This window comes from Streptomyces sp. NBC_01233 (genome assembly GCF_035989305.1).
In the GTDB taxonomy this organism is placed as follows: domain Bacteria; phylum Actinomycetota; class Actinomycetes; order Streptomycetales; family Streptomycetaceae; genus Streptomyces.
Genome location: NZ_CP108514.1, coordinates 2814715 through 2839101, shown reverse-complemented (window position 1 = coordinate 2839101; position 24387 = coordinate 2814715). Strand labels below are relative to the sequence as shown.

24 protein-coding genes are annotated in these 24387 nt (G+C 70.7%); 14 read left to right on the top strand and 10 right to left on the bottom strand.

The window, feature by feature from the left end:
• Positions 1 to 19: 19 nt before the first annotated feature.
• Genes OG332_RS13175 through OG332_RS13165 form a run of 3 tightly spaced genes read left to right on the top strand, consistent with a single transcriptional unit; the run spans position 20 to position 2318 of the window.
• Positions 20 to 1327, top strand: coding sequence for a hypothetical protein (locus OG332_RS13175; protein ID WP_327413643.1), 1308 nt, complete (start codon positions 20 to 22; stop codon positions 1325 to 1327).
• A 29-nt stretch (positions 1328 to 1356) separates the two neighbouring features.
• Positions 1357 to 1851 (top strand): hypothetical protein, encoded by a 495-nt coding sequence (locus tag OG332_RS13170; protein ID WP_327413642.1) that lies wholly within the window; start codon positions 1357 to 1359, stop codon positions 1849 to 1851.
• Positions 1852 to 1853: 2 nt separating this feature from the next.
• A complete protein-coding gene (locus OG332_RS13165; protein WP_327413641.1) occupies positions 1854 to 2318 on the top strand; it encodes a hypothetical protein in 465 nt (154 codons plus the stop codon).
• A 76-nt stretch (positions 2319 to 2394) separates the two neighbouring features.
• Here the strand turns inward: OG332_RS13165 and OG332_RS13160 are convergent, their stop codons facing one another.
• From OG332_RS13160 to OG332_RS13135, 6 genes are all read right to left on the bottom strand, one after another.
• Positions 2395 to 3156, bottom strand: coding sequence for a CAP domain-containing protein (locus tag OG332_RS13160; protein ID WP_327413640.1), 762 nt, complete (start codon positions 3154 to 3156; stop codon positions 2395 to 2397).
• Positions 3157 to 3628: 472 nt separating this feature from the next.
• The gene (merB, locus tag OG332_RS13155) at positions 3629 to 4252 is read right to left on the bottom strand and encodes an organomercurial lyase (RefSeq protein WP_327413639.1); all 624 of its coding nucleotides are present in this window, start codon (positions 4250 to 4252) and stop codon (positions 3629 to 3631) included.
• A 144-nt stretch (positions 4253 to 4396) separates the two neighbouring features.
• Positions 4397 to 4699 (bottom strand): transcriptional regulator, encoded by a 303-nt coding sequence (locus OG332_RS13150; RefSeq protein ID WP_327413638.1) that lies wholly within the window; start codon positions 4697 to 4699, stop codon positions 4397 to 4399.
• On the bottom strand, positions 4699 to 5151 hold the full coding sequence (locus OG332_RS13145; protein ID WP_327413637.1) for a hypothetical protein: 453 nt from the start codon (positions 5149 to 5151) through the stop codon (positions 4699 to 4701). The genes OG332_RS13150 and OG332_RS13145 overlap by 1 nt, the downstream gene beginning before the upstream one ends.
• 81 nt (positions 5152 to 5232) lie before the next feature.
• Positions 5233 to 6117 (bottom strand): helix-turn-helix domain-containing protein, encoded by an 885-nt coding sequence (locus OG332_RS13140; RefSeq protein ID WP_327413636.1) that lies wholly within the window; start codon positions 6115 to 6117, stop codon positions 5233 to 5235.
• A 203-nt stretch (positions 6118 to 6320) separates the two neighbouring features.
• Positions 6321 to 6785 carry an ATP-binding protein gene (locus OG332_RS13135; RefSeq protein WP_327413635.1) on the bottom strand — a complete coding sequence of 155 codons (465 nt, stop codon included), beginning with the start codon at positions 6783 to 6785 and terminating at the stop codon, positions 6321 to 6323.
• A gap of 110 nt (positions 6786 to 6895) precedes the next feature.
• On the opposite strand from OG332_RS13135, the gene OG332_RS13130 reads away from it, so the two are divergent.
• The 5 genes from OG332_RS13130 to OG332_RS13110 all read left to right on the top strand — a co-directional run bounded on the left by OG332_RS13130 (position 6896) and on the right by OG332_RS13110 (position 9530).
• Entirely contained in the window at positions 6896 to 7744 is an 849-nt protein-coding gene (locus OG332_RS13130; RefSeq protein ID WP_327413634.1) for a helix-turn-helix domain-containing protein, read from the top strand.
• Positions 7741 to 7998, top strand: a complete 258-nt coding sequence (locus tag OG332_RS13125; RefSeq protein WP_327413633.1) for a DUF397 domain-containing protein — start codon at positions 7741 to 7743, stop codon at positions 7996 to 7998. Before OG332_RS13130 ends, OG332_RS13125 begins: the two co-directional genes overlap by 4 nt.
• Before the next feature lie 121 nt (positions 7999 to 8119).
• Positions 8120 to 8692 carry a hypothetical protein gene (locus tag OG332_RS13120; RefSeq protein WP_327413632.1) on the top strand — a complete coding sequence of 191 codons (573 nt, stop codon included), beginning with the start codon at positions 8120 to 8122 and terminating at the stop codon, positions 8690 to 8692.
• A complete protein-coding gene (locus tag OG332_RS13115; protein WP_327413631.1) occupies positions 8680 to 9018 on the top strand; it encodes a hypothetical protein in 339 nt (112 codons plus the stop codon). The genes OG332_RS13120 and OG332_RS13115 overlap by 13 nt, the downstream gene beginning before the upstream one ends.
• Complete coding sequence (locus OG332_RS13110; protein WP_327413630.1) at positions 9015 to 9530, top strand: GNAT family N-acetyltransferase; 516 nt, start codon at positions 9015 to 9017, stop codon at positions 9528 to 9530. Before OG332_RS13115 ends, OG332_RS13110 begins: the two co-directional genes overlap by 4 nt.
• Here the strand turns inward: OG332_RS13110 and OG332_RS13105 are convergent.
• The 3 genes from OG332_RS13105 to OG332_RS13095 all read right to left on the bottom strand — a co-directional run bounded on the left by OG332_RS13105 (position 9527) and on the right by OG332_RS13095 (position 14276).
• Entirely contained in the window at positions 9527 to 10414 is an 888-nt protein-coding gene (locus OG332_RS13105; RefSeq protein ID WP_327413629.1) for a phosphatase PAP2 family protein, read from the bottom strand. The genes OG332_RS13110 and OG332_RS13105 overlap by 4 nt on opposite strands.
• 74 nt (positions 10415 to 10488) lie before the next feature.
• A complete protein-coding gene (locus OG332_RS13100; RefSeq protein ID WP_327413628.1) occupies positions 10489 to 11529 on the bottom strand; it encodes a LacI family DNA-binding transcriptional regulator in 1041 nt (346 codons plus the stop codon).
• 26 nt (positions 11530 to 11555) lie between these two features.
• Positions 11556 to 14276, bottom strand: a complete 2721-nt coding sequence (locus OG332_RS13095) for an alpha-amylase family glycosyl hydrolase (protein ID WP_327413627.1) — start codon at positions 14274 to 14276, stop codon at positions 11556 to 11558.
• A gap of 222 nt (positions 14277 to 14498) precedes the next feature.
• On the opposite strand from OG332_RS13095, the gene OG332_RS13090 reads away from it, so the two are divergent.
• From OG332_RS13090 to OG332_RS13070, 5 genes are read left to right on the top strand one after another with little or no spacing between them, the layout of a single operon-like run.
• Positions 14499 to 15770 (top strand): extracellular solute-binding protein, encoded by a 1272-nt coding sequence (locus OG332_RS13090; protein ID WP_327413626.1) that lies wholly within the window; start codon positions 14499 to 14501, stop codon positions 15768 to 15770.
• 7 nt (positions 15771 to 15777) lie between these two features.
• On the top strand, positions 15778 to 16818 hold the full coding sequence (locus OG332_RS13085; RefSeq protein WP_327413625.1) for a carbohydrate ABC transporter permease: 1041 nt from the start codon (positions 15778 to 15780) through the stop codon (positions 16816 to 16818).
• 2 nt (positions 16819 to 16820) lie between these two features.
• Positions 16821 to 17660 (top strand): sugar ABC transporter permease, encoded by an 840-nt coding sequence (locus OG332_RS13080; RefSeq protein WP_327413624.1) that lies wholly within the window; start codon positions 16821 to 16823, stop codon positions 17658 to 17660.
• 47 nt (positions 17661 to 17707) lie between these two features.
• Positions 17708 to 19357, top strand: coding sequence for a glycoside hydrolase family 13 protein (locus tag OG332_RS13075; protein WP_327413623.1), 1650 nt, complete (start codon positions 17708 to 17710; stop codon positions 19355 to 19357).
• Entirely contained in the window at positions 19354 to 20355 is a 1002-nt protein-coding gene (locus tag OG332_RS13070) for a LacI family DNA-binding transcriptional regulator (protein ID WP_327413622.1), read from the top strand. The genes OG332_RS13075 and OG332_RS13070 overlap by 4 nt, the downstream gene beginning before the upstream one ends.
• A gap of 65 nt (positions 20356 to 20420) precedes the next feature.
• On the opposite strand, the gene OG332_RS13065 is transcribed toward OG332_RS13070, so the two are convergent.
• Positions 20421 to 22226, bottom strand: coding sequence for a multicopper oxidase family protein (locus tag OG332_RS13065; protein ID WP_327413621.1), 1806 nt, complete (start codon positions 22224 to 22226; stop codon positions 20421 to 20423).
• 451 nt (positions 22227 to 22677) lie between these two features.
• Here OG332_RS13065 and OG332_RS13060 point away from each other — a divergent pair, with 451 nt between their 5' ends.
• A complete protein-coding gene (locus OG332_RS13060) occupies positions 22678 to 24375 on the top strand; it encodes a carbohydrate-binding module family 20 domain-containing protein (RefSeq protein WP_327413620.1) in 1698 nt (565 codons plus the stop codon).
• Positions 24376 to 24387: the final 12 nt, after the last annotated feature.

Below are 24387 nucleotides of genomic sequence, written 5' to 3'. Positions count from 1 at the left end.
GCTGACCTATCACGAAGTCATGACCACGGACCTGGGCCTGTTGACGACGGCCGCCGCCAAGTGGGAGGCGATGGCGGGCGAGCTGAAGAAGGTCGAGACCCGCTACGGCGACACCGTCCAGAGGATCACCATGGGCGACAGCTGGTCCGGCCTCAGCGTCGAAGCCGCGCGGGTGAAGTTCACGGCGACCCGCTACGAGTACTCCGCCGCGCAGAACCAGGCCAAGGCGGTGGCGAGCCTGTTGCGGGGCGCCCACGAACAGCTCGTCGACCTCAAGAAGAAGCTGGAGAGCGCCCGCGACGACGCGATCGCCGCCGGCATGACCGTCTCGGAGCAGGGGCGCGTCGCCTTCGACTACTCCAAGCTCACGCCCGCCGAGCGCAGTGCCTACCACCACGACCCCGACGGCCAGGAGACCATCCGCACCGCCGTCGGCAAGTGGCAGAAGCACGTCGACGACCGGGTCAAGGCCGCCTCCGACGCCGACCAGCACGTCAAGGACGCCCTCGTGGCGGCCGTGAACGACAGCAACAGGGATGCCCTGGGCCAGGGGACCGGCGCCGACGAGACCCTCACCGGCTTCAACAACTACGCCGAGGGCGACCTGGCGAAGGCCAAGAAGCTCGAAGAGGTCAAGATCAGGACGAGGACCGACGGCTGGGATGCCGGCGTGAGCACCACCGGCCCGGGCCAGTACGGCAAGGAGGCCTCGGTCAAGGCCTACGTCGACCTCTTCCACGAGACCGCGAAGGGAGAGGGGAGCCTCGGGTCGTTGAAGCTGTCCGGGATCGCCGACATCTACGAGGGAGCCCGGGCCACCGCGAACGTCGGCATCACCGACAAGGGTTTCGTGGCCAAGGCCGAGGGGTCCGCGGGAATCCGGGCACTGGCCGAGGGCCGGGCCGGAGGCGAGTACCAGAGCGTCTACGGGCGGGCCGAGGGATTCGTCGGTGGCGAAATCGGAGGCAGCGCCAAGGTCACCAGGGAAGAAGTGACGGTCGGCGCGAAGGCGTTCGCCGGGGCGAAGGGCAGTCTCACCGGAGGCGTGGAGTCCGGCGGCATCGGCGTCGGCCTGACGGCCGAAGGATGGGCGGGTCCCGGTGCCGAGGCCTGGTGGGGCTACAAGAAGGACGAGGAGACCGGCGTGTGGAAGCTCGGCGGCAAGGCAGGCGCCTCACCCTTCCTCGGCGGCTCCCTGGGCCTGGAGATCACCGTCGATCCTGAGAAGGTGGCCAAGACCGCCGGTGACGTGGCCGACGCGGTGGGCGATACGGCGCACGCGGTCGGCGACGCCGCAGGCGACTTCAAGGACTGGTTGCTCGACTGATGTCCGTTTCCATGGAAGGAGGGCCCCGGATGCCCACGACACTGCCGGTGCCGATCGAGTTCCGGCTGCCCGAGGGCTGGCTCCCGGCCCGTCCGGAGGGGTTCGACCCGGGAGTGGCCTTCGCCGCGGTGCATCCGCAGCCGGACGCCGGGTTCACCGCCAACATCACCGTCGACGGCGGGTTCCCGAAGGACGGGGTGACCCTGGCCGAGATCGCCGACGCGTCGGTGGAGCGCCTGCGTGAGTTCGCCGAGTCGGTGGAGGTGGTCCACCGCCGCGAGGTCGGTTCCGAGGACGCGCCCGCCCTGACCCAGCGGCTGAGCTTCTCGGCCGTGGCCGACGGCGCCCGCCACGAGCTCGTCCAGTCCCAGGTGTACCTGTCCCTCGTGGACACCGGGGACCCGCACAAGCGGGCGATGATCCGCCTGGCCCTGACCGCCACCACGGCCCGGCACGACGAAGTCCTGGAACAGTTCCAGGACTTCGTGCGCTCGGTGCGCCCGGACAACGGGGCGGGGAGCTGACGGTGGGCCGTTTCTGGGACAAGCGCACGGGCACCAGGCACCCGGCCCGTAGTGTCACGCCGGGGGCCGCCGCGGAGCTCCGGGACGCGCTGCTCGCGCTGGGTGGCCCGGACGGGCTGTTCGCCGTCCGTGAGGGCACCCCGCGAGAACGTGCCGACCTGGTGGTGGAGTGCCGCGTCAGCGAGATGCGCCTGACCCTCAAGACCAGCATGCGACTGGTCCCCGCGAAGCACGAGGTGCGCGTACTCGAAGAGCGGTGGGAGCCCTCATTGGAGCACTCCGGCGAGCAGTACGGCCGGGGGCCGGGGAAGGCGGTCTACCGGCAGTGGGAGTTCCAGCGGGGCGCTGACGGCCGCCGCCGCAAGGTGGAGACGTTCCGCTTCGACACGGGGCTGATGAAGAACCCCCTGCAGAACACGGTCCTCAGGGCTGGCTGGACCTGGCGCGGAGTGCTGTTCAGGCTGTGACCGGCCCGCGCCCGCCACGGCGCCCGGTGGTGCGACCGGCAGGGTGTGCCGGTCGCACCAGCGGTCCGGCGTGGGGTCAGCGCGCCGTGCCGAAGTCCTGAGTCCAGTAGTTGCCGGGCTGGGCCAGGCCGATACCGATCTCCTTGAAGGAGCAGTTCAGGATGTTCTCCCGGTGGCCGGGGCTGTTCATCCAGCCCTCCATGACCTTCTCGGGCGTGCTGTAGCCGTAGGCGACGTTCTCGCCGTACGTGCTCCAGGTGTACCCGGCGCGGGTGATGCGCGCGCCCGGGTCGGAGCCGTCGGAGCCGGTGTGGGACATGTTGCTGTGGGAGGCCATGTCCGCACTGTGGTCCTGCGCGGCCTTCGTGAGCTTCGCGTTGAGGGCGACGGCCGAGCATCCGGCGGCGGCGCGCTCCTGGTTCACGAGGGCGAGGACCGCGGCGACGGAGCCGGAGGCCGGCGGGGCCGACGGGGCCGAGGTCTTCGGGGGCTCGGGCGCCTGCGGCTTCTCGGTGGCGACCGGCGGCTTCGCCGGCTTCGGCTGCGCGGGCGGGGAGGTCTGTACGACGGGCTGCGCGGGCGCCGCGGCGGGGCTGCTCGGCTCGGCGGCCGGGGCGCTGCTCGGCGCCGTCGGGACGTCCACGGGGGCCGGGGTGCTCGGCGTGGCCGAGGGCGCGTAGCGCCACGGGCGCTGCCCCTGGTGGCTCGCTGCACGGGTCCGGCCGCGGTCGTCCGTGTCGAAGCAGGCCATGGCGGCCGTCGGAACACCCACGATGGCCAGGGCGCCGACGCCGATGACTATTTTCCGGTACGGCTTATTCTTCCGATGCTTCTGCATGCGTGACCTCATTCGGTGATCGCGAAGCTCCCGGCGCCGGAACTGCGGGACGCCGGAATAGCCGCCATTCTTAGAACTCGGCCAATGACCTGGCAAGTTTCCGCTTCGCGTTGGCGCTGGGCATTCGACACCCGGCTTGAAACGGGCCGATGATCGTGCATGGTCACGATCAGGTCACTTGCACAACCATGTGATGTGTCTTCAGGAATGCCCGTGACCAGGGAAGTCGACGACAAGTCCGGCGGTAGCACGGATTCCGTTCCCCCCGGAGAGGGGAATGTCGAATCCAAAACGGACAAATGTCGAAATGTCGATGACGTGGCGTACTCGGGAAGATGGCCGGCGCCGAGGTGTGCACTGTGACGCATGTCACGCAACCGTGCGTCGGGTCATGGCGTCGGCGGGCGCGGTGAAGAGCGCGCCGAGAGCGTGCCCATTTCCCGCGGCTCCATTCGGAGGAATTGCCCGGGGGTCAGAAAAGATCGGCGAGGCGCTTGCCGATGGCCCAGGCCTCGCCGACGGAGCAGGCGGCCAGATCGCTGTCGCGTTCCGCGGCTGCCCCGGCGAGATGCGCAGTGGCATGGAAGTTCACGCGGTTGCAGAAGACTTCGCGAATATCCGCGCCGGTGGCGGGAGCGAGGGTGATCGACGCGGTGGAAGGACTCGGGTCGTGTACCCCGTCCGGATTGACGGTGAGCGTGATCGGCTCGCCGGTGGTGGCGCAGTACGAGGTGACCGTACTCGCCGGCTCCTTGAGGACGACGGGGAACATCAGCACGTCCATGGCGCACCAGCCGTACACGCGCTGCCCCTGGAGCTGCATGCAGTGGGGACGCCGGTCGTCGAGGGAGACGCCCGCGCCGATCACGCGGCCCCGGTCGTCGGTCTCCAGGTCGAACTCCATGGCGTGGAAGCGGTCCAGGACCTCGTCGGCGGGCCAGTCCAGCAGCCTGCCGGCCTCCTGGAGGCTGAGCGGCCCGTAGGCGAGGAGGCCGCCGACCAGGACGGCCCCCGCGACCATCAGCTCGACGCCCTGCGGCGAGGTCCACTTGGCGACCAGTTGGTCGGACAGCTGCCGCACCCGAGCATTCGACATTTCGGTCCTTTCCCGTGAACCGAGCCTCTCTCTCAGCCTGAGGGACCGTGGAGCGACGCGGCCGACGTCACTCCCGTCTCATTCGTTCGGGGGTGGCTTCGTTCGGCATACCGGCATCTCGACGATCGGCGGATGCCGTGCTTGCTACTCCAGGGGTTTGCGCGCCGCCGCCACGATCCTCTCCAGCGCCGAGGCGTGCCGCTGGAATGCCTGGCGCCCGTGCGGGGTGAGGCGGAGGTGGGTGTGCCGTCCCGTGCGGTTCCGTGTTTTCCGGGCCTCGACGTACCCGGCGTCCGCCAGCGCGGCGACCTGCTTGGACAGGGCCGAGTCGCTGGTGCCCACCGCGTCCCGGACGAAGCCGAACTCCACCCAGTCGGCCGGAGCCAGGAGCGCGACGATCGAGAGTCGCGCCGGAACGTGCAGGAACTCGTCGAAGTCGGGATCCATCAGCCGTGGCCGTTCCTGCGGAGGATGGTCCCGAAGACCGGGCGCAACGCGTACGAGGCGACCACGGCCGCCAGGGCGGTGACAGCTGCGGCGAGCGTGTGCCGCGCCGGGAGGCCGAGGAAGTGGGCGGCGATCGCCACCGTCCAGAAGAGTGCGAGAAGGAGGACCCCCAGGGCCACATAGAACAGCGCCTCCGACCCGGCGGCCTTCCGGCGGACGGGGGCCCGGCGCTGGTGCACGAACAGCCCGCCCAGAGTCAGGCCGTTCCCCGCCAGGATCGCGGCGGTGTTCCAAGGGCTCGGGAGATCGAAGGACGAGCACACGGCGAACAGGCCCAGCGCCGAAATGATCAGGTAGGGACGGGACTGGGCGTGGCGCACGTAAGCGTCGAACGTCTGCTCCCGACGGTGGTGTATGGCGTCGAGGGCGGTCTGGGCGTCGTAAGCGGTCATGGGTGGCGTCCCTGGTCATCGATCTTCCGAGTACTTTCTCGTGAGGAAAGTACCACCTTCTTTCTGGACGGGAAAGAAGGTCTAGGCGGCAGGTGCCGCCGTGGCCGACGGCGGGGCGCAGTTCCGGCAGCGGCCGGGGGCGGGGGAGCGGAAGGCGCGTTCGCAGCCGTCGCACGTGCGGAGCGGGTGGACGGCGCGGTCCGGGCCGGGCGCGTGGGCTGCCCAGGGGTCCGGCAGCCGGGGCGGCAGCAGTTCCCGCAGGCGGTGGGCGAGCAGCGCGGCGGGCGCGTGGATCGCCGCCGTCGGAAGCGAGCGCGTGAGAGCCGCCGTGACGGCGCTCGGCGCCAGCCCGCGCTCCAGCCATACGGCCGCGGCGGGCGCCAGCCGTACCGTGTCTCGCTCGGACAGCAGCAGCCGCGGGTCGCGCAGGCGCAGCCGGGCCAGCAGTTCCCGCGCCTCCCACTCGACCTCGGGCGCGACGGGTTCGGGCGCGGGTTCCGGGCCGGGCTGAGGCTCCGGTTCGGGCTCAGGCTCCGGTTCGGGCTCCGGATCCGGGTCCGGCTGGGGGGCGGGCTTCGGCTCGGACCGCCGGGGTGGGACCTGCGGCCCGCGGGTCGCGTCGGCCATCGCGGGCGGGTTGTTGTACGAGACCGTGCAGGTCACGACGCGCCCCGACGGAAGCCGCTCCTGGAAGCGGGCCAGGTAGCCGTGCCGCTCCAGCTCGCGCAGGGCGGTGGCGATGCGGACCTCACCCTCCGGAAAGCGCTCGGCGAGGGCCTTGATGGTCACCTTGGAGCCGGTCGGGAGCGACTGGATGTGCGTGGCCAGGCCGATCGCCGCCATGCTCAGTTGGCGGTGCTGGGCAAGGTGGTTGCCGATCTTGACGTAGCCGCGGCGGTGGTCGTGGTTGACGTGTCGGATTCCCGACGGGACGCGCGCAGGCGCGCTAAGCTGCTGGTCAGCCATGGGGAAGGTCTACTGCTTCCGCTGTGGTCAGGCCCTCGCCCGGGATTGCCGTCCCGGCCGGGGGCCGAATGCGTTTATGGGGTTGTCGGGAGTCAGAGTGCCCGGCGAATTGCCCTGCGCGCCAGCCCGGTTGAGGTGATTCACCCGACCGGGTGAGAGGGGAGGGGGAGGTATGGAAGGTCATTTCCCCCGGTTATTAGTCTTTAGGCGTCGTGCGGCACCGGGTATTGATCCACCGGGTCGTGGAAACCTCGATCCGGTGAAATCGGACTCGCCACATCAATTTCCGCCCAGACCGTCTTCAGCGGCGCAGGCCCGTGATCCGTTCCCCACCGCACGGCGAGCGCGGACACCAGCACCAGCCCCCGCCCCGACTCCGCCTCGGCGTCCGGCGCCCCGTGGGTCGTGGGCGGCCCGAACTCCCTGCGGGTGTCCGAGACTTCGATACGGAGCGTAGGCCCGGGCGCGAGGCGCAGCGCGAGCCGGAAGTCCCGCCCGCGCACCCTGCCGTGGGTCACGGCGTTCGCGGCGAGTTCGGCGACGACCTGTGCCGCATCCTCGAACGGAAGCCTTCGTTGCGCGAGTTGGGCCACGGTGAGAGCGCGGGCGGCGCGGGCGCCGCGCGGGGTGGAAGGGAGCGTGGCGACGAGGGAGATTTTCTGATTCACGTGACTCAGCGTGCCCATCCGTGCGTACGCTGAACAGAGTTGAGGATGCTGTGTACGACGGTTGTCCAGAGCGGTCCCGTGGTGTCCTCGCGGTCCAAGGGGAGGCGGATGTGAACACGGACGGCGCCGACGAGTCGAGCTGGGAACTCGACCCGGAGGACGAATCCGGGGCGGTCATCGCCACGGTGGGACGCCAGTTGAAAATGTGGCGCGAGGCGGCGGGGCTCGACCGGGCCACGTTCGGTGAGCGGATGGGATACGGGGCGAACCTGATCTACAAGATCGAACGCGGAGCCCGTATTCCGCGCCCGGAGTTCCTGGACAAGGCGGACGAGGTCCTTGGGGCGGGCGGGAAAATCGCCGCCATGAAGGCGGACATCCAGCAGGCCCGATATCCCAAGAAGGTTCGGGATCTGGCCAAGTTGGAATCCGAGACGGTCGAGATCGGCGCGTACGCCAACATCGTCGCGCATGGGCTTCTGCAGACAGAGGAGTACGCCCACGCCCTGTACGGGTTGCGGCGTCCCGCCTACCCCGAAGAGGAGGTCGCGCGCCTCGTTGCCGCTCGCATGGACCGCCAGAAGGTACTCCGCCAAACTGCGGCCCCGTTGCTGACCGTTGTGCAGGAAGAAGCCGTGCTTCGACGGCCCATCGGGGGCAGGATGGTGTTGCGTCGCCAACTGGAGCACCTGCTTGAGGTGGGCAGGCTACGGCACGTCGAGATTCAGGTGATGCCCACGGCCGTCGAGGAGCACGCCGGTCTCGCCGGATCGCTCCAGCTGATGCGTCTCAGGGATGGAACGACGGTCGGGCACAACGAAGTTCAGCTGGTCAGCCGTTTGATCACTGAACCCAAGGAGGTCCAGGTCCTGGACATGCGCTATGGCATGATCCGAGCACAGGCTCTGACGCCTCGCGAATCGCTGACGTTCATCGAGAAGGTATTGGGGGAGACATGAGCATCAAGCCGTCGGGCGAGGACCTCTCCGCACTGACGTGGGTGAAGAGCAGCTACAGCACCAACGACGGGCCTGAGTGCATCGAGGTCGCCTGGACCAAGAGCAGCTACAGCACGGCCGATGGGCCCGACTGCGTCGAGGTCGCCCACACGACCGGCACGGTCCTCGTCCGGGATTCCAAGAGGCCTGCGGGCGCCCGCCTCACCGTCACCCCGGACGCCTGGACCGGTTTCGTCGCTCACGCCGCCGCGTGACCCGACTTGCCGAAACTGCCAAGGCCGTCCTCGCTACCGGCGGTCCGAGCCGTGGTGCTGGGAGGTCGTGGTCGAAGCCGTCTGCGGCGACACGCACGCCGGCTTAGACGCCGATTACGCGGTGTCGCAGGCTGGCAGAGCCGTCGCCGGGCACGTCGACCTGATCGCCGAGTGCCTCGGCCGCGGCTCCGCGTACACCGGCGAAGTGCTCACGCTCGCCCTCGCCGGGATGGGCGACTCCGTGCGCTGCCCGTCCTGCGGCGGCTGGCCGATGCCAACCAGCTACCGTCCGACCGTCCCGGCGCACGCATCCTGGCCGCGCTGCCCGCCGCGGAGCTGCTCCCCGTCGTGCGGTCCGTCCTGCGGCGCAACCCGGAGAACACCGCCCTCCTCGAACTCCTCCCCCTCTGGGAACCCGCTGCCGCGCCCGCCGTGCCCGAGGTGGTGCGGATCCTGGATCCGCCGTACCCCTACGACACCCCCGGCCGCCGTCGCCGCCGAGCGGCTGGCAGCGTACGGCCGCACCCACCTGCGGCTGGCCGCCTGGGCGCACTGGAAAGCCACCGGCGACCCCACCCTCGCCCTCGCCGTGCGTGGAACGGCCGTGCGGTCCGGGACGGCGAGCCACGGCCTGCCCTACCTCGCCGATCTCGGCCCCTGGCCGCCGTACACGCGGACCCAGTGCGCCGCCTGATGGAGTCGCCCGGCGCGTGGACCAGGACCTACGCCGCGCACGCGTACTGGCGGATCACGGGCGACCCGGAGCCGGTCGTACCGGTGCTGCTGGCGGAGGTGGACCCGGCCTGGACGGGCCGGCCGGGCCTGTCGGTGCCGGAGGCGGTCCGCCGCCGCGGGGAGGTCGGCGCCCCGGCCGAAGCCGCGGTGTCCCGGCTGCGCCGGATCCTGGCGCAGCAGGAATGGCTCAGCCGGCCCGTCGCCGGGGTACGGATCCTCGCCGACCAGGCTTATGTCCGTACGCTCACCGAGGCCCTGGAACGGATCAACAGGTGGTGGAAATGACGTTCACGGTTCGTCGCGCAGGCCCCTACGACGGGGACGTCCTCGGCGAGATCCATGCCGCCGCCTGGGAGGCGGCGTACGCGCCCTTCTTCGATCCCGGGTTCGCCGCGGACGGGATCGCCGGCAGGCGTACCCGCTGGCACGCACGGCTCGCGCGGCAGGACTCCACGATCCTGCTGGCCGAAGGGGAGGACGGCCGGCCGGTGGCCCTGTCCGTCCACCGCTCGTCCTCGACCCGGCCGGGCTTCGCCGAGATCCTCTCCTTCTACAGCCACCCCGACAGCTGGGGCAGCGGCGCCGCCGCCGTGCTCATGACGGGAACGCTGGAGGACCTGCGCGGCGCCGGGTTCGCCCGGGCTCACCTGTGGACGCTGCGCGACACCCCCCAGTCACGGCGCTTCTACACCAAGGCCGGTTTCACCGAGAGCGGCGCCACCCGCACCTACGACTTCGGCGACGGGCAGCCGCTGACCCAGGTCGAATACGAGCGCACGAGCCCCGTGCCGAACTAGCGGGTGCGGAAGCGGTTGAGCATCTGCGCCGCCGGGTGCGGGCCCGTGTGCTCGGGGTGGCGGGGCAGGCGGTGCGGCATCGAGCCGTACCAGGACCGCGAGACCGTGTAGCCGAAGGCCAGGCAGATCATGCCGCCCACGGCGTCGAGCCAGAAGTGGTTGGCGGTGGCCACGATGACGACGAGGGTCGCCGTCGGGTAGAGCAGGCCCAGGATGCGGGCCCACGGGGCCGAGGCGACCGCGAAGATCGTCAGCCCGCACCAGAGCGACCACCCTATGTGCATGGACGGCATCGCAGCGTACTGGTTCGACATCTGCTTGAGGTTCCCGGAGGCCATCGAGCCCCAGGTGTGGTGGACCAGCACGGTGTCGACGAAGTTCTGCCCGTTCATCAGCCGGGGCGGCGCGAGCGGATAGAAGTAGTAGCCGACCAGGGCGACACCGGTGGTGGCGAAGAGGACCAGGCGCGTGGCGGCGTACCGCCCCGGATGGAGACGGTAGATCCAGACCAGCACGCCGATGGTCACGACGAAGTGGAGCGTGGCGTAGTAGTAGTTCATGCCCACGACCAGCCACGTCACGGAGTTGACGGCGTGATTGACCGACTCCTCGATGGCGATGCCGAGGTTCCGCTCCACCCCCCAGATCCAGTCGGCGTTCGCCAGGGCGATCGTCTTCTGTTCGGGCACCGCGTTCCGGATCAGCGAGTACGTCCAGTAGCTCACCGCGATGAGCAGGACCTCGAACCAGATCCGAGGCCGGCGCGGGACGCGCAGCCGGGAGAGGAGGGCGCTGTCGGAACCCGGGCGGGTCTCCGTCTCGACCGCAGTGGGTGAGGAGACATCCGTCCGGGTTTCCAGTGTCTTCACGCTCGATTCACCCATGGGGAGAGAGTCTGCCAGATGCGTTCTCGCCTCCGATCATCCCTCGGGACGGTCTTCGGCGCAGCCGGTCCCTCTCAGGTACGAGACGCTGCGCGCCGCTGCCCCGGGCCGGAGGCCGTGGAGCCGCGCACCACCAGTTCCGGCAGGAACACGAACTCGCTGTGCGGGGCCGGCGTACCGCCGATCTCCTCCAGCAGGGTCCGCACCGCCGCCTGCCCCATCGCCTGCACGGGCTGGCGGATGGTGGTCAGCGGCGGGTCCGTGAACGCTATGAGCGGGGAGTCGTCGAAGCCGACCACCGACACGTCCTGCGGCACCCTCAGCCCCTGCTGGCGGGCGGCCCGGATCGCGCCGAGCGCCATCATGTCGCTCGCGCACACCACCGCTGTGCAGCCCCGCGAGATCAGCGCGGCCGCGGCGGCCTGGCCGCCCTCCAGCGAGTAGAGGGAGTGCTGGATGAGCTCCTCGATCTCGGCCTCGCCGAGTCCGAGCCGCTCCTTCATCCCGAGCCGGAAGCCCTCGATCTTGCGGAGGACCGGCACGAAGCGCTTCGGACCGACCGCGAGGCCGATCCGGGTGTGGCCGAGCGCGGTGAGGTGGGTGACGGCCAGCTGCATCGCGGCCCGGTCGTCGGGGGAGACGAAGGGGGCCTGCACCTTGTCGGAGAACCCGTTGATGAGGACGTACGGGACGCCCTGCCCGCGGAGTTGGTCATATCGACCCATATCGGCCGTGGTGTCGGCGTGCAGGCCGGAGACGAAGATGATCCCGGAGACCCCGCGGTCGACCAGCATCTCGGTCAGCTCGTCCTCGGTGGACCCGCCGGGCGTCTGCGTGGCCAGCACCGGCGTGTACCCCTGCCGGGTCAGGGCCTGGCCGATGACCTGGGCGAGCGCCGGGAAGATGGGGTTGTCCAGCTCGGGGGTTATCAGACCGACGAGTCCCGCGCTGCGCTGGCGCAGGCGTACGGGCCGTTCGTAGCCGAGTACGTCGAGTGCGGCCAGTACGGATTCACGGGTGCCGGCGGCCACACCGGGCTTGCCGTTGAGCACGCGGCTTACTGTGGCTTCGCTGACCCCCGCCTGGGCTGCGATGTCGGCTAGCCGTGCGGTCACGGGATTGGACTGTACCGGGCGGACACTCAAATTGCCCACCACGTGCACGAATCCGGCGGAAGGCGGACGGTGCGGCCGTCCGTCTCCACGGGGGAGCTGGAGAGTACGGGACGTCCGGGCGCGGGAAGTTCGACCGGGTCGGGGCGGCTGTTGAGGGTGCAGGCGAAACCGGGGCGGGTGAAGAGGAGCACTCCCTCGGGTGCGGGCAGCCAGCGCATCCCGGAGAGGTACGGGGCTTCGGCGGCGGGACCGGTGCCCGCCTCCGGGGCGCCGAGGCCGGGCATCGCCCGGCGCAGTTCCAGGGCGGCGCGGTAGAGCTCCAGGGTGGAGTGCGGGTCGCCGGTCTGGGCGGCGACGGTGAGACCGCCCCAGCCGGCCGGCTGCGGGAGCCAGCTCCCGGTCGGCCCGAAGCCGTACGGCGGCTCCGCGCCGCACCAGGGAATCGGCACCCGACACCCGTCCCGCAACCCCTCCTGCCCGTCGGCCTCCGGCCCGGACCGCAGATCGACTCCTGGCCCGACGCCTACTCCGGCCTGCGGCCCGGCACCCGCCTGCGCGTGGGCCTCCGGCCCGGTCTGCGGCTCGGCCTCCGGCCCGGCACCTACTCGGGCCCGCGGCCCGGGACCCCTCCTGGCTTCGGGCCCGGTGCCTGCCCCGGCCTGCGGTCCGGTGCCTGCCCCGGCCTGCGGTCCGGTGCCTGCCCCGGCCTGCGGTCCGGTGCCTGCCCCGGCCTGCGGTCCGGTGCCTGCCCCGGCCTGCGGTCCGGTGCCTGCCCCGGCCTGCGGTCCGGTGCCTGCCCCGGCCTGCGGTCCGGTGCCTGCCCCGGCCTGCGGTCCGGTGCCTGCCCTGGCTTCGGGTCCGGTGCCTGCCCCGGCCTCGGGCCCGACGCCTGCCCCGGCCTGCGGTCCGGTGCCTGCCCCGGCCTGCGGTCCGGTGCCTGCCCCGGCTTCGGGCCCGGTGCCTGCCCCGGCTTCGGGCCCGGTGCCTGCCCCGGCCTCGGGCCCGGTGCCTGCCCCGGCCTCCGGCCCGGTGACCACGTTGGCCTGCGGCCCGTCGGTGCGTCCGGCCTGTGCCGTCGGACCCGGCCCTGCGGGGGACTGTGCCTGCGGCGCGGGTGCCGATACGGACGCGGTCCGGCTCGTGGCCGCTTGCACGGGAGCGATGGGGCCGGTGCCCGCCCCGGCCTGCTGCCCGGCGTGGACGCCGGTTCCGGCGGCGGGTTCGGATACCACCCGCTGCTCGACGATCGGTCCGGCGGGGGACTGTGCCTGCGGCACGGGTGCGGACACGGACGCGGTCCGGCTCGTGGCCGCGTGCGTGGCGGTGGCAGCGGCGGGGCCGGTTCCGGCCTGCGGCTCGGCCTGGACGCCGGTTCCGGCGGGGGCTCCGGGCACGCCCCCCGGGCCGGCAGCGGGCTCGGCCGGCGGCGCGGCTCCGCTGAGCGGAGATGCGGCTGGCCCGGTTCCCGGGGCGAGCTCGGGCTCGGCCCCGGGGATCTGCCGGCGGCGCCCGCGGCGGAAGGCCGGGTCGCGGCGGGATTCGTCCGGGAGGTCCAGGACCTCCGGGAGGCCGAGTTCCTCGCCCTGGTAGAGGTACGCCGAGCCGGGGAGGGCCAGCATCAGCAGGGCGGCGGCCCGGGCCCGGGCCAGGCCGCGGGCTCCGCCCCCGTACCGGGTCACATGGCGTACGACGTCGTGGTTGGACAGCACCCACGTCGTCGGGGCGCCGACCGAGGTGGTGGCGGCCAGTGACTCGTCGATGACGGTGCGCATCGCGGCGGGGTCCCACGGGCAATTGAGGAAGCGGAAGTTGAAGGCCTGGTGGAGTTCGTCGGGGCGGACGTACAGGGCGAGGCGCTCGGAGGTGGGAGCCCAGGCCTCGGCGACGCCGATGCGGTCGCCCTCGTAGGAGTCCAGGAGCCGGCGCCACCCGCGATGGATCTCGTGGACCCCGTCCTGGTCGAAGAAGGGGAGCGGTTCGGTCCCGATCAGGGTGGCCTGCGCGCCGCGGCCGATGTCCGGCAGGCCCGCGGCCTTGACCATGCCGTGGGCCACGTCGACGCGGAAGCCGTCGACGCCGAGGTCGAGCCAGAACCGCAGGACGGACGCGAATTCGGCGGCGACCTCCGGGTGGTCCCAGTCCAGGTCCGGCTGCTCGGGGGCGAAGAGGTGCAGGTACCACTCTCCCCCAGCCTCCGGCTGGGAGGTGCCCCCATCGCCTGCCGGCGCCGCGACCCGGGTCCAGGCCGGGCCGCCGAAGATCGACTCCCAGTCGTTCGGGGGCTCCGAGCCGTCGGCCCCCCGCCCCGGGCGGAAGAGGTAGCGCGCCCGCGCCGCCGGATCCCCGGCGAGGGCGGCGCGGAACCACGGGTGCTGCGCGGAGGTGTGGTTCGGCACCACGTCCACGATGACCCGCAGCCCCTGCTCGTGCGCGGCGCGGACGAGCTCGTCGGCGTCGGAGAGGTCCCCGAAGAGCGGGTCGACGGCCCGGTAGTCGACGACGTCGTAGCCGCCGTCCGCCTGCGGGGAGACGTAGAAGGGGGTGAGCCACACGGCGTCGACCCCGAGGCGGGCGAGGTGGGGGAGGCGGGAGCGGACCCCGCGCAGGTCGCCGACGCCGTCGCCGTCGCTGTCGGCGAAGGAGCGCACGTACACCTGATAGATGACTGCATCGCGCCACCAGCCACCCCTCGCGGTCGCGTTGCTGGAAGAGCTTGCAAGCTGGACGGCCGTCGACTCGTGGGTCATATCGGGGTCAACGCGGATACACGCCCCCTGGTTGCGGGCCCGGGCAGTCGAAGGTGACTCGAACTAACAGCAAGCTGCGGCAACCGTACGGACACACGGATGTAACGATCGCCTCCGCTTGCAGAAAGTTTGCGCAAGGTCTTTCGGTCCTCTTTCAGTCTTGTTACGTTCCTGGCAACTCGGGACCGCGAGGGCGCGGCCGGGATCATCGAAGGAGTTCATATGCGGCGTGGCATAGCGGCCACCGCGCTGGTCGCGACCCTGGCGCTCGCGGCGACGGCTTGCGGCGGTGACACCAAGGACGACGGCGGGACCAACGCCGGCGGCGAGCTTTCCGGCACGGTCACGTGGTGGGACACCTCGAACGACGCCGAGAAGGCCAGCTTCCAGAAGATCGCCGAGGCGTTCACCGCGAAGCACCCGAAGGTGACCGTCAAGTACGTCAACGTTCCGTACGGCGATGCGCAGAACAAGGTCAAGAACGCCTTCAGCAGCGGCTCCGACGCGCCTGACGTGATCCGCGCCGATGTCGGCTGGGTCGCGGACTTCGCCTCGCTGGGCTACCTCGACGAGGTCCCGGCCGAGACGGCGAAGAAGGTCGACGCCGAGTTCCTGCCGCAGGCCGCGGCCAGCGGCAAGTACGAGGGCAAGACCTACGCCGTGCCGCAGGTCATCGACACCCTCGGCCTCTTCTACAACAAGAAGATGCTCGCTGACGCCGGCGTCCAGCCCCCCAAGACGCTGGAGGAGCTGAAGAGCACCGCCGCCGCGATCAAGGCGAAGTCCGGCAAGGCCGGCCTCTACCTGCGCGGCGACGACTCCTACTGGTTCCTCCCCCTGATCTACGGCGAGGGCGGCGACCTGGTCGACGCGAAGAACAAGACGGTCACCGTCGACAACGCGGCGGGCGTCAAGGCCTTCAAGACCGCTCGTGACCTGGTCACCTCCGGCGCGGCGGTCACCAACGCCACGGACGGCTACACCAACATGCAGACGGCCTTCAAGTCCGGCGAGGCCGCCATGATGATCAACGGTCCGTGGGCCGTCGCCGACACCTACGCCGGTGACCAGTTCAAGGACAAGGCCAACCTCGGCGTCGCCGCCGTCCCGGCCGGCTCCGTCAAGGCCGGCGCCCCGCAGGGCGGCCACGACCTCGGCGTCTACGCCGGTTCCAAGAACCGCGCCGCCGCGCACGCCTTCGTCGAGTACATGACCTCGCAGGAGGTCCAGGTGCAGTCCGCCAAGGACCTGAGCCTGCTGCCGACCCGTACCGCCGCCTACGAGCAGCCGGACGTCAAGGGCAGCGAGATGGTCCAGTTCTTCAAGCCGGCCGTGGACAAGGCCGTCGAGCGCGCCTGGATCCCGGAGAACGGCTCCCTCTTCGAGCCGCTGAAGGTCGAATACACCAAGGCGATCACCGGGGCGTCGAGCCCGGAGGACGCGGCCAAGACGGCCGGCGTCGAGTTCCGCAAGATCCTCAAGGGCTGGAAGTAACGAAACCATGGCTGCTCACACCAGCCAGTCGGTGGCGAAGGCCGCGGGCGACGACGTCGAGAACGACGCCGCCGCCCGCGGCCTGAGCCGCAGGACTGACAGCAAGGCCCCCGGTGGGACCAAGGGGGGACTGGGGCGCGCCCTCGCCACCCACTGGTACGCCTGGACGATGATCGCCCCGGTGGTGCTCGTCCTCGGCGTGATCATCGGCTGGCCGCTGGTCCGCGGCATCTACCTGTCGCTGACCGACGCCAACGAGCGCAACGTCTCGCGCACCATCGGCGCCCGCCACATCGAGGCCACGTACGAGTTCGTCGGACTCGACAACTACGCGGCCGTGCTCAGCGACCCGGTGTTCCTGCAGCGGCTGGTGTGGACGGTGGTGTGGACCGTCGCGTGCGTGTCGATCACCTTCACGCTCGGCCTGGTCCTGGCCAACATGCTCAACCGGGACTTCCGGGGCCGCGCCGCATACCGGATGGCGCTGATCCTGCCCTGGGCCGTCCCCGGCTTCGTCTCGGTCTTCGCGTGGCGGTTCCTGTTCAACCGCGACAACGGCATCCTCAACAAGATCCTCGACGGCGGCGGCATCGCCGCGATCCCGTGGCTCGACGACCCGACCTGGGCCAAGTTCTCGGTCGTCGCCGTCAACGTCTGGCTCGGCGTCCCGTTCATGATGGTCGCCCTGCTCGGCGGACTGCAGTCCATCCCCGGTGAGCTCTACGAGGCCGCCGAGATGGACGGCGCGAGCGCCTGGCAGCGCTTCCGGCACATCACGCTGCCCGGGCTGCGCGCGGTGAGCATGACGGTGATCCTGCTCTCCACCATCTGGACCTTCAACATGTTCCCGGTGATCTTCCTGCTCACCCGCGGCGGACCCGGTGACTCCACCGAGATCCTGGTGACGCAGGCCTTCCGCGAGGCGTTCGTCGCGAGCCCGCGCGACTTCGCCGGCTCCGCGACCTGGGGCGTACTGATCCTCGCCCTGCTCATGATCTTCGCGCTGGTCTACCGGCGCTCGCTGCGCAAGCAGGGAGAGGTGTGGTGACCATGACCACCCGCACTCGGGGCGCCCGCGCCCCGCTCGCCTCCGTCGGCCTGCACCTCACCCTGCTCGGCGCGTCCGTCATCGCCGTGTTCCCGGTGCTGTGGATCCTGCTGACCTCGCTCAAGCCCGCCGAGCACGCGGTCACCACGGACTTCATCAAGGAACCGTCCCTCGGCAACTACACGTACCTGCTGGAGTCGAGCCACTTCCTCAGCTGGTTCGGGAACTCCGTCCTGGTCGCCGGCGTCACCACCGTCCTCGGTGTGTTCATCGCCGCCACCACCGGATACGCGGTCAGCCGCTTCAAGTTCCCCGGCATGAAGCCGCTCATGTGGACCCTGCTCATCACGCAGATGTTCCCCATGGCGATCCTCATCGTGCCGCTCTACAACCTGATGGGCGACCTCGGCCTGCTCAACCAGCCGGTCGGCCTGATCATCACCTACCTCACCATCGCCGTGCCGTTCTGCGCCTGGATGATGAAGGGCTTCTTCGACACCATCCCGGTGGAGATCGACGAATCCGGCCGGGTCGACGGGCTCAACCCCTTCGGCACCTTCTGGCGGCTGATCCTGCCGCTGGCCAAGCCCGGCCTCGCCGTCACCGGCTTCTACGCCTTCATCACCGCCTGGGGCGAAGTCGCGTACGCCTCCGCCTTCATGGTCGGCGAGGAGAACCTCACCCTGGCCGGCGGACTGCAGACCTTCGTCACGCAGTACACCTCCAACTGGGGTGCGATGAGCGCCGCCTCAGTCCTCATCGCCATCCCCGCGGCGATCTTCTTCGTTTTCGCCCAGCGTCACCTCGTCGCCGGAATGACCGCAGGCGCCACCAAGGGCTGACCACCCGCCTGCTCCCGCATCACCGCCCCGACCTCTCCAAGGACGACATGACCCAGCACCTCGCCGACGCACTTCCCACCTCCACCGGCACCCTGCCCGGCTGGTGGAGAGACGCGGTGATCTACCAGGTCTATCCGCGCAGCTTCGCCGACTCCAACGGGGACGGCATGGGGGACCTCGAAGGCATCCGCAGCCGCCTGCCCTACCTCAAGGAGCTGGGCGTCGACGCCGTCTGGCTCAGCCCCTTCTACGCCTCCCCGCAGGCGGACGCGGGCTACGACGTCGCCGACTACCGGGCCATCGACCCGATGTTCGGCACCCTGCACGACGCCGACGCCGTGATCCGCGAGGCCCACGAACTGGGCCTGCGCATCATCGTCGACCTCGTCCCGAACCACTGCTCCGACCAGCACGAATGGTTCAAGCAGGCACTGCGCGAAGGCCCCGGGTCCCGGCTGCGGGAGCGCTTCCACTTCCGTCCCGGCAAGGGTGAGAACGGCGAACTGCCGCCCAACGACTGGGAGTCGATCTTCGGCGGGCCCGCCTGGACCCGGATCGCGGACGGGGAGTGGTACCTGCACCTCTTCGCACCCGAGCAGCCCGACTTCAACTGGGAGCACCCGGCCGTCCGGGACGAGTTCCGCTCGATCCTGCGCTTCTGGCTCGACCTCGGCGCCGACGGTTTCCGCGTCGACGTGGCCCACGGCCTGGTCAAGGCGCCCGGCCTGCCCGACCTCGGTGGCAAGGACCAGCTCAAGCTGCTCGGCAACGACGTCATGCCCTTCTTCGACCAGGACGGCGTCCACGAGATATACCGCTCCTGGCGCCGGATCCTCGACGAGTACGAGGGCGACCGCGTCCTGGTCGCCGAGGCATGGACCCCGACCGTCGAACGCACGGCCCGCTACGTCCGCCCGGACGAGATGCAGCAGGCGTTCAACTTCCAGTACCTGACCAGCGACTGGGAGGCGACCGCGCTCCGCGAGGTCATCGACGGCTCGCTGGCCGCGATGCGCCCCGTCGGCGCCCCCACCACCTGGGTGCTGTCCAACCACGACGTCACCCGGCACGCCACCCGCTTCGCCAACCCCGCCGGCCTCGGCACCCAGCTGCGCGAGCCCGGCGACCGCGAGCTCGGTCTGCGGCGGGCCCGCGCGGCGAGCCTGCTGATGCTGGCGCTGCCCGGTTCGGCGTACGTCTACCAGGGCGAGGAGCTCGGCCTGCCCGACGTCACCGACCTGCCGGACGAGGTCCGCCAGGACCCGTCGTTCTTCCGCGCGGCGGGACAGGACGGCTTCCGCGACGGCTGCCGGGTCCCCATCCCGTGGTCGGGTACGCAGGCCCCGTACGGCTTCGGCACCGGCGGCAGCTGGCTCCCGCAGCCGGACTCCTGGGCGGAGCTGAGCGTGGAGGCGCAGACCGGCGACCCGTCCTCCACCCTGGAGCTGTACCGGGCCGCCCTGCGGCTGCGCCGCGAGCGCGACGACCTGGGCGCGGGCGAGTCGGTGGACTGGCAGGAGGCTCCCGCCGGCGTTCTGGTCTTCCGCCGCGGGGACTTCCTCTGCACCGCCAACACCACCGGCACGGCGGTACGGTTCCCCGTCGCCGGCGAGGCCCTGCTGTCCAGCGGCGAGGCGGTCGCGGACGGCGTGCTGCCGGCCGACACCACGGTGTGGTGGCAGGTGACGTCGGGGTGACCTCCCCCCTCCGGCTCACGGACATCGCCGCGCAGGCCCAGGTCAGCGAGGCGACCGTCAGCCGCGTGCTCAACGGCAAGGCGGGCGTCGCGGCCGGCACCCGGCACAAGGTGCTGGCCGCCCTCGACCTGCTGGGCTACGAGCGGCCCGCACGGCTCAAGCGACGCAGCAACGGCCTGGTCGGGCTGCTGATCCCGGAGCTCACCAACCCGATCTTCCCGGCCTTCGCGCAGGTCATAGAGCAGGCGCTGGCCGGGCACGGATACACGCCGGTGCTGTGCACGCAGACCCCGGGCGGGGCCACCGAGGACGAGCTGGTGGAGCAGCTGGAGGAGCGCGGCGTCACGGGGATGGTCTTCCTGTCGGGCCTGCACGCGGACTCCCACGCGGACCCGTCCCGCTACCAGCGGCTCGCCGCGCGCGGGGTCCCCTTCGTACTGATCAACGGCTTCAACGAGCAGATCAGCGCGCCCTTCGTCTCCCCGGACGACCGGGCGGCGGCCGACATGGCCGTGCGGCACCTGGAGGACCTGGGCCACCGGAGGATCGGTCTGGCGATCGGCCCGACGCGGTACGTGCCGTCGGCGCGCAAGGAGCAGGGGTTCCTGGCCGCCGTGCCGGAGGCCGAGGCGGAAGGCCTGATCCAGCGCACCCTGTTCACGGTGGAGGGCGGCCACGCGGCGGGCATGGCCCTGCTGGACCGCGGCTGCACGGGCATCGTGTGCGGCAGCGACCCGATGGCGCTGGGCGTCATCCGCGCGGCGCGCGAGCGGGGCCTGCGGGTGCCGCAGGACGTGTCGGTGGTCGGCTTCGACGACTCCCCGCTGATCGCGTTCACGGACCCGCCGCTGACGACGGTCCGCCAGCCGGTGCGCGCCATGGCGACGGCGGCGGTGGGCGCCCTCCTGGAGGCGGTCTCGGGCACCCCGGTCCAGCGCACGGAGTACGTGTTCCAGCCGGAGCTGGTGGTCAGGGGCTCCACGGCGCAGGCACCGTAGACCTCCCGGCGGGGCGGTGCGGGCCTGTTCCGCCCCGCCGGGAGCCCGCTGGACGATCGATCCCGTCAGTGGCCGTGGCCGCCGCCGTGGCCGCCGTCACCGCCCGGTTCCACGTCGGGGGCGTCGGGGTCGACGATCGTGAACGGACGCATCAGGTCGTCGTCCTCGTGTTCGAGGAGGTGGCAGTGGTGGACGTACGTCGCCGGGAGCTCCGTCCCGCTGTCCGGAATCGACGCGATCGGCTCCATCGGCGGGCTCCACGGGTCGGTGATGATCCTGGTCACCGTCTCCGGATAGGACTTGACCGTGTCCTTGTAGGACAGTGCCTCGTCCGGGTCCGGCGGGATCGGCGGGCCGGTGAAGTACCTCGCCAGCACCGGCTTGTCCGCCGCCTTGCGGCCGCCGTCGATCCACTTCTCGTAGTCCGCCTGGTAGGCCGCCGCGTCGATCGGCTGCCGGTTCAACACCTGGAAGTTGACGAGGTGGACGTGCATGGGGTGGGCGTCGTGGTTGGGATTGACGTACTCCCAGATCTCCTTCGAGCCCGCCTCGATGAAGTCCTGGGACGGCTCCATGAAGGGCACCGCGTTGAACGTCATGGTGCTGAAGAGCTTGTGCTGGTACACGACCCATTCGCGTCGGCGGATCTGCGGTTCCGGCTCGTTGGGCACGACCGCCGGCAGCTTGAGCTTCCCGGGCGGCGTGGTCCTGTCCGCACCGGACAGCTCTTTGGTGACCTGGAACTGCATGACCTCCGAGATCTCCGGTCCCTGGCCGGGCACGCCGGGGTAGTGCACCGGCGCGTGGTAGTTCGTCAGCGTGACCTTCGAGCCCATGGGCAGCCGACTGAAATCGACGATCAGGTCGTACCGTTCGGCCGGCCCGATCAGGAAGTTCAGCATCTGCAGCGGAGCGCGGAATCCGCCGTCGGTGCCGATCAGCCAGAACGGAAGATTGGGCTGGAGCACCACGTCCCGGGGAGGGTCGAACCTCAGCCGCCAGAAACGCTCGTTCGAGGCGTTGAGGATGCGCAGCCGGTAGCGCCGCGGCTCCACGGCCAGGAAGGGGTACGCCTTGCCGTTGACGACCGGGGTGTCCTCGCCCTCCTGCTGGGTCATGGTGTAGGCGAGTCTGCCGTCCGGGTGGAAGGTCCGGTCCTGCAGGATGAGGGGGACCTCGAATTCGCCTTGCGGCAGCCCGAGCCGCTCGTCGGCGGGGTCGCGGATGAGGTACAGGCCGGCCAGGCCCGCATAGACGTTGACGCTGGTCATCCCCATGCCGTGATCGTGGTACCAGAGCATGGACGCGCGCTCGTGGTTGGTGTACGCGCAGATCGCTTCGTTGCGCTTGACGCGGTCCGGATCCAGGGTCGTGTAGGACTCGGCGTGGATGCCGTCCGGGCTGAACGAGTGCAGCGGCATGCCGTCGGACTGCGGTGGTGTGAAACCGCCGTGCTGGTGCACGACGTTCCAGACGTTGACGTTGTCGGGAAAGGGCGGCTGGCTCTCGTAGGGAGGCGGGGCGATCGGGGCGAGCTCGGGGTTCCCGCTGCGGATGTCGTCGATCACGAACTGGAACAGGTGCGTGGTCGGCAGCTTGTTGCGGTACTTGACGACCGTCGGCTGGTCCTTGATCACGCTGATGGTCGGCCCGAGATAGCCCATGCCGATCGGCTGGTGACGATCGTCCGGGTTCCTGGCCCAGTAGCCCCACACGTCCGCCGGCCCGAGGTCCCGGTGGAATCGCCAGGTGCCCGGCCGCATCGTGAGCTCGTAGTAGTCGGCGCCCGGATAGGCGGACGTGTCCGGGACGGCCGTCTCCGGCGTGGGCAGCGGGTCGACGAACTTCTCCAGCGGAGGGGTCTTCGGCACCGGGGCGTCCCCGGGCGCCGGTTCGTGGCCGTGATGACGGCCGGGACCCGGATCCGCGTGCGCCTGTGCTCCCGGACCGCTCCCCGCGAGCATGGCCGCACCTCCGGCGGCACCGGCCATGAGGAAATTCCTTCGCTCGACCATCGTCTCCAGCCTTCCGCAGACGCCGTGTGTCACGGCAGGCATACAGCGGTGGTCGCGGGGCGTCGCCGCAGCGCGCCGGTCCGGTTCGAGAAGCGCCCGATGAGCCCATATGGGCAGTAATTGGGCAGGAATTGGGATCGAGTGATTGTCACCGGTCTCGCCGTGCCGGGGCCGGTGTCCAGGAGCCCCGTCCGACAGGACACGCCTCGGAAACAATTCTGCAATCTCTTGCGCAAACTCTTGCAGGGCTCCTACCTGGCCCCTACGGTCGCTCCAATCCCCACCTCTTCCGCCAGGAGGCCCCCGCATGCCTGCCAGAGCCGTCAGAGCTGCAACTCTTTTCGCCACCACCGCACTTGCCGCCGCCACGCTCACGGCCCTCGGGCCGCAGGCCGCCGCCACGCCCCCCGGCGACAAGGACGTCACCGCCGTCCTCTTCGAGTGGAAGTTCGCCTCCGTGGCCGCCGCCTGCACCAACGCGCTCGGGCCCGCCGGGTACGGCTACGTGCAGGTGTCGCCTCCGCAGGAGCACATCCAGGGGCCCCAGTGGTGGACCTCGTACCAGCCCGTCAGCTACAAGATCGCCGGGCGGCTGGGCGACCGCACCGCCTTCAAGGCCATGGTCGACACCTGCCACGCCGCCGGTGTGAAGGTCGTCGCCGACTCCGTCATCAACCACATGGCCGCCGGCGACGGCACCGGGACCGGCGGGAGTTCGTACACGAAGTACAACTACCCCGGCGTCTACTCCGGTTCCGACCTGGACGACTGCCGGGCCACCATCTCGAACTACCAGGACCGTGCCAACGTCCAGAACTGCGAGCTCGTGCAGCTCGCGGACCTGGACACCGGCGAGGACTACGTGCGGGGCCGGATCGCCGGGTACCTCAACGACCTGCTCTCCCTCGGCGTCGACGGCTTCCGGATCGACGCCGCCAAGCACATGCCGGCCGCCGACCTCGCCAACATCAAGTCCCGGCTGACGAACCCCGGCGTCTACTGGAAGCAGGAGGCGATACACGGCGCCGGCGAGGCCGTCTCGCCGAGCGAGTACCTCGGCACCGGGGACGTGCAGGAGTTCCGGTACGCCCGGGACCTCAAGCGGGTCTTCCAGAACGAGAACCTCGCCTACCTGAAGAACTTCGGCGAGGCCTGGGGCCACATGCCCAGTGGCCAGGCCGGGGTCTTCGTCGACAACCACGACACCGAGCGCGTCGGCGACACCCTCAGCTACAAGGACGGTTCCGCCTACACCCTCGCCGGCGTCTTCATGCTGGCCTGGCCCTACGGCTCCCCGGACGTGCACTCCGGCTACGAGTGGACCGACAAGGACGCCGGCCCGCCGAACGGCGGTGCGGTGAGCGCCTGTTACGCCGACGGCTGGAAGTGCCAGCACGCCTGGCGGGAGATCTCCTCCATGGTCGGCTTCCGCAACGCGGCCCGCGGCCAGTCCGTCACCAACTGGTGGGACAACGGCGGCGACCAGATCGCCTTCGGGCGCGGCTCCAAGGCGTACGTCGCCATCAACCACGAGGGCTCGGCCCTCACCCGCACCTTCCAGACCTCCCTTCCCGCCGGCGACTACTGCGACGTCCAGAGCGGGCGCGCGGTCACCGTGGGCGCGGGCGGGCAGTTCACCGCCACCCTCGGCGCCGGTACCGCCCTCGCCCTGCACGTGAACGCCCGGACCTGCTCGGGCACCCCGGCCGGACCCGCCGGAGCCTCCTTCGCCGTCAGCGCCACCACCGTCCCGGGCCAGAACATCTACGTCACCGGTGACCGGGCCGAGCTCGGCGGCTGGAACACCGCCGCCGCCCCCAAGCTCGACGCGGCCGCCTACCCGGTCTGGAAGCTCGACGTCACCCTCCCGGCCGGCACGTCCTTCGCGTACAAGTACGTCCGCAAGGACGCCGCCGGCAACGTCACCTGGGAGAGCGGCGCGAACCGTACCGCCACCGTCCCCGCGAGCGGCAAGGTCACGCTGACCGACACCTGGCGCAACTGAGCCGCCGCTCCA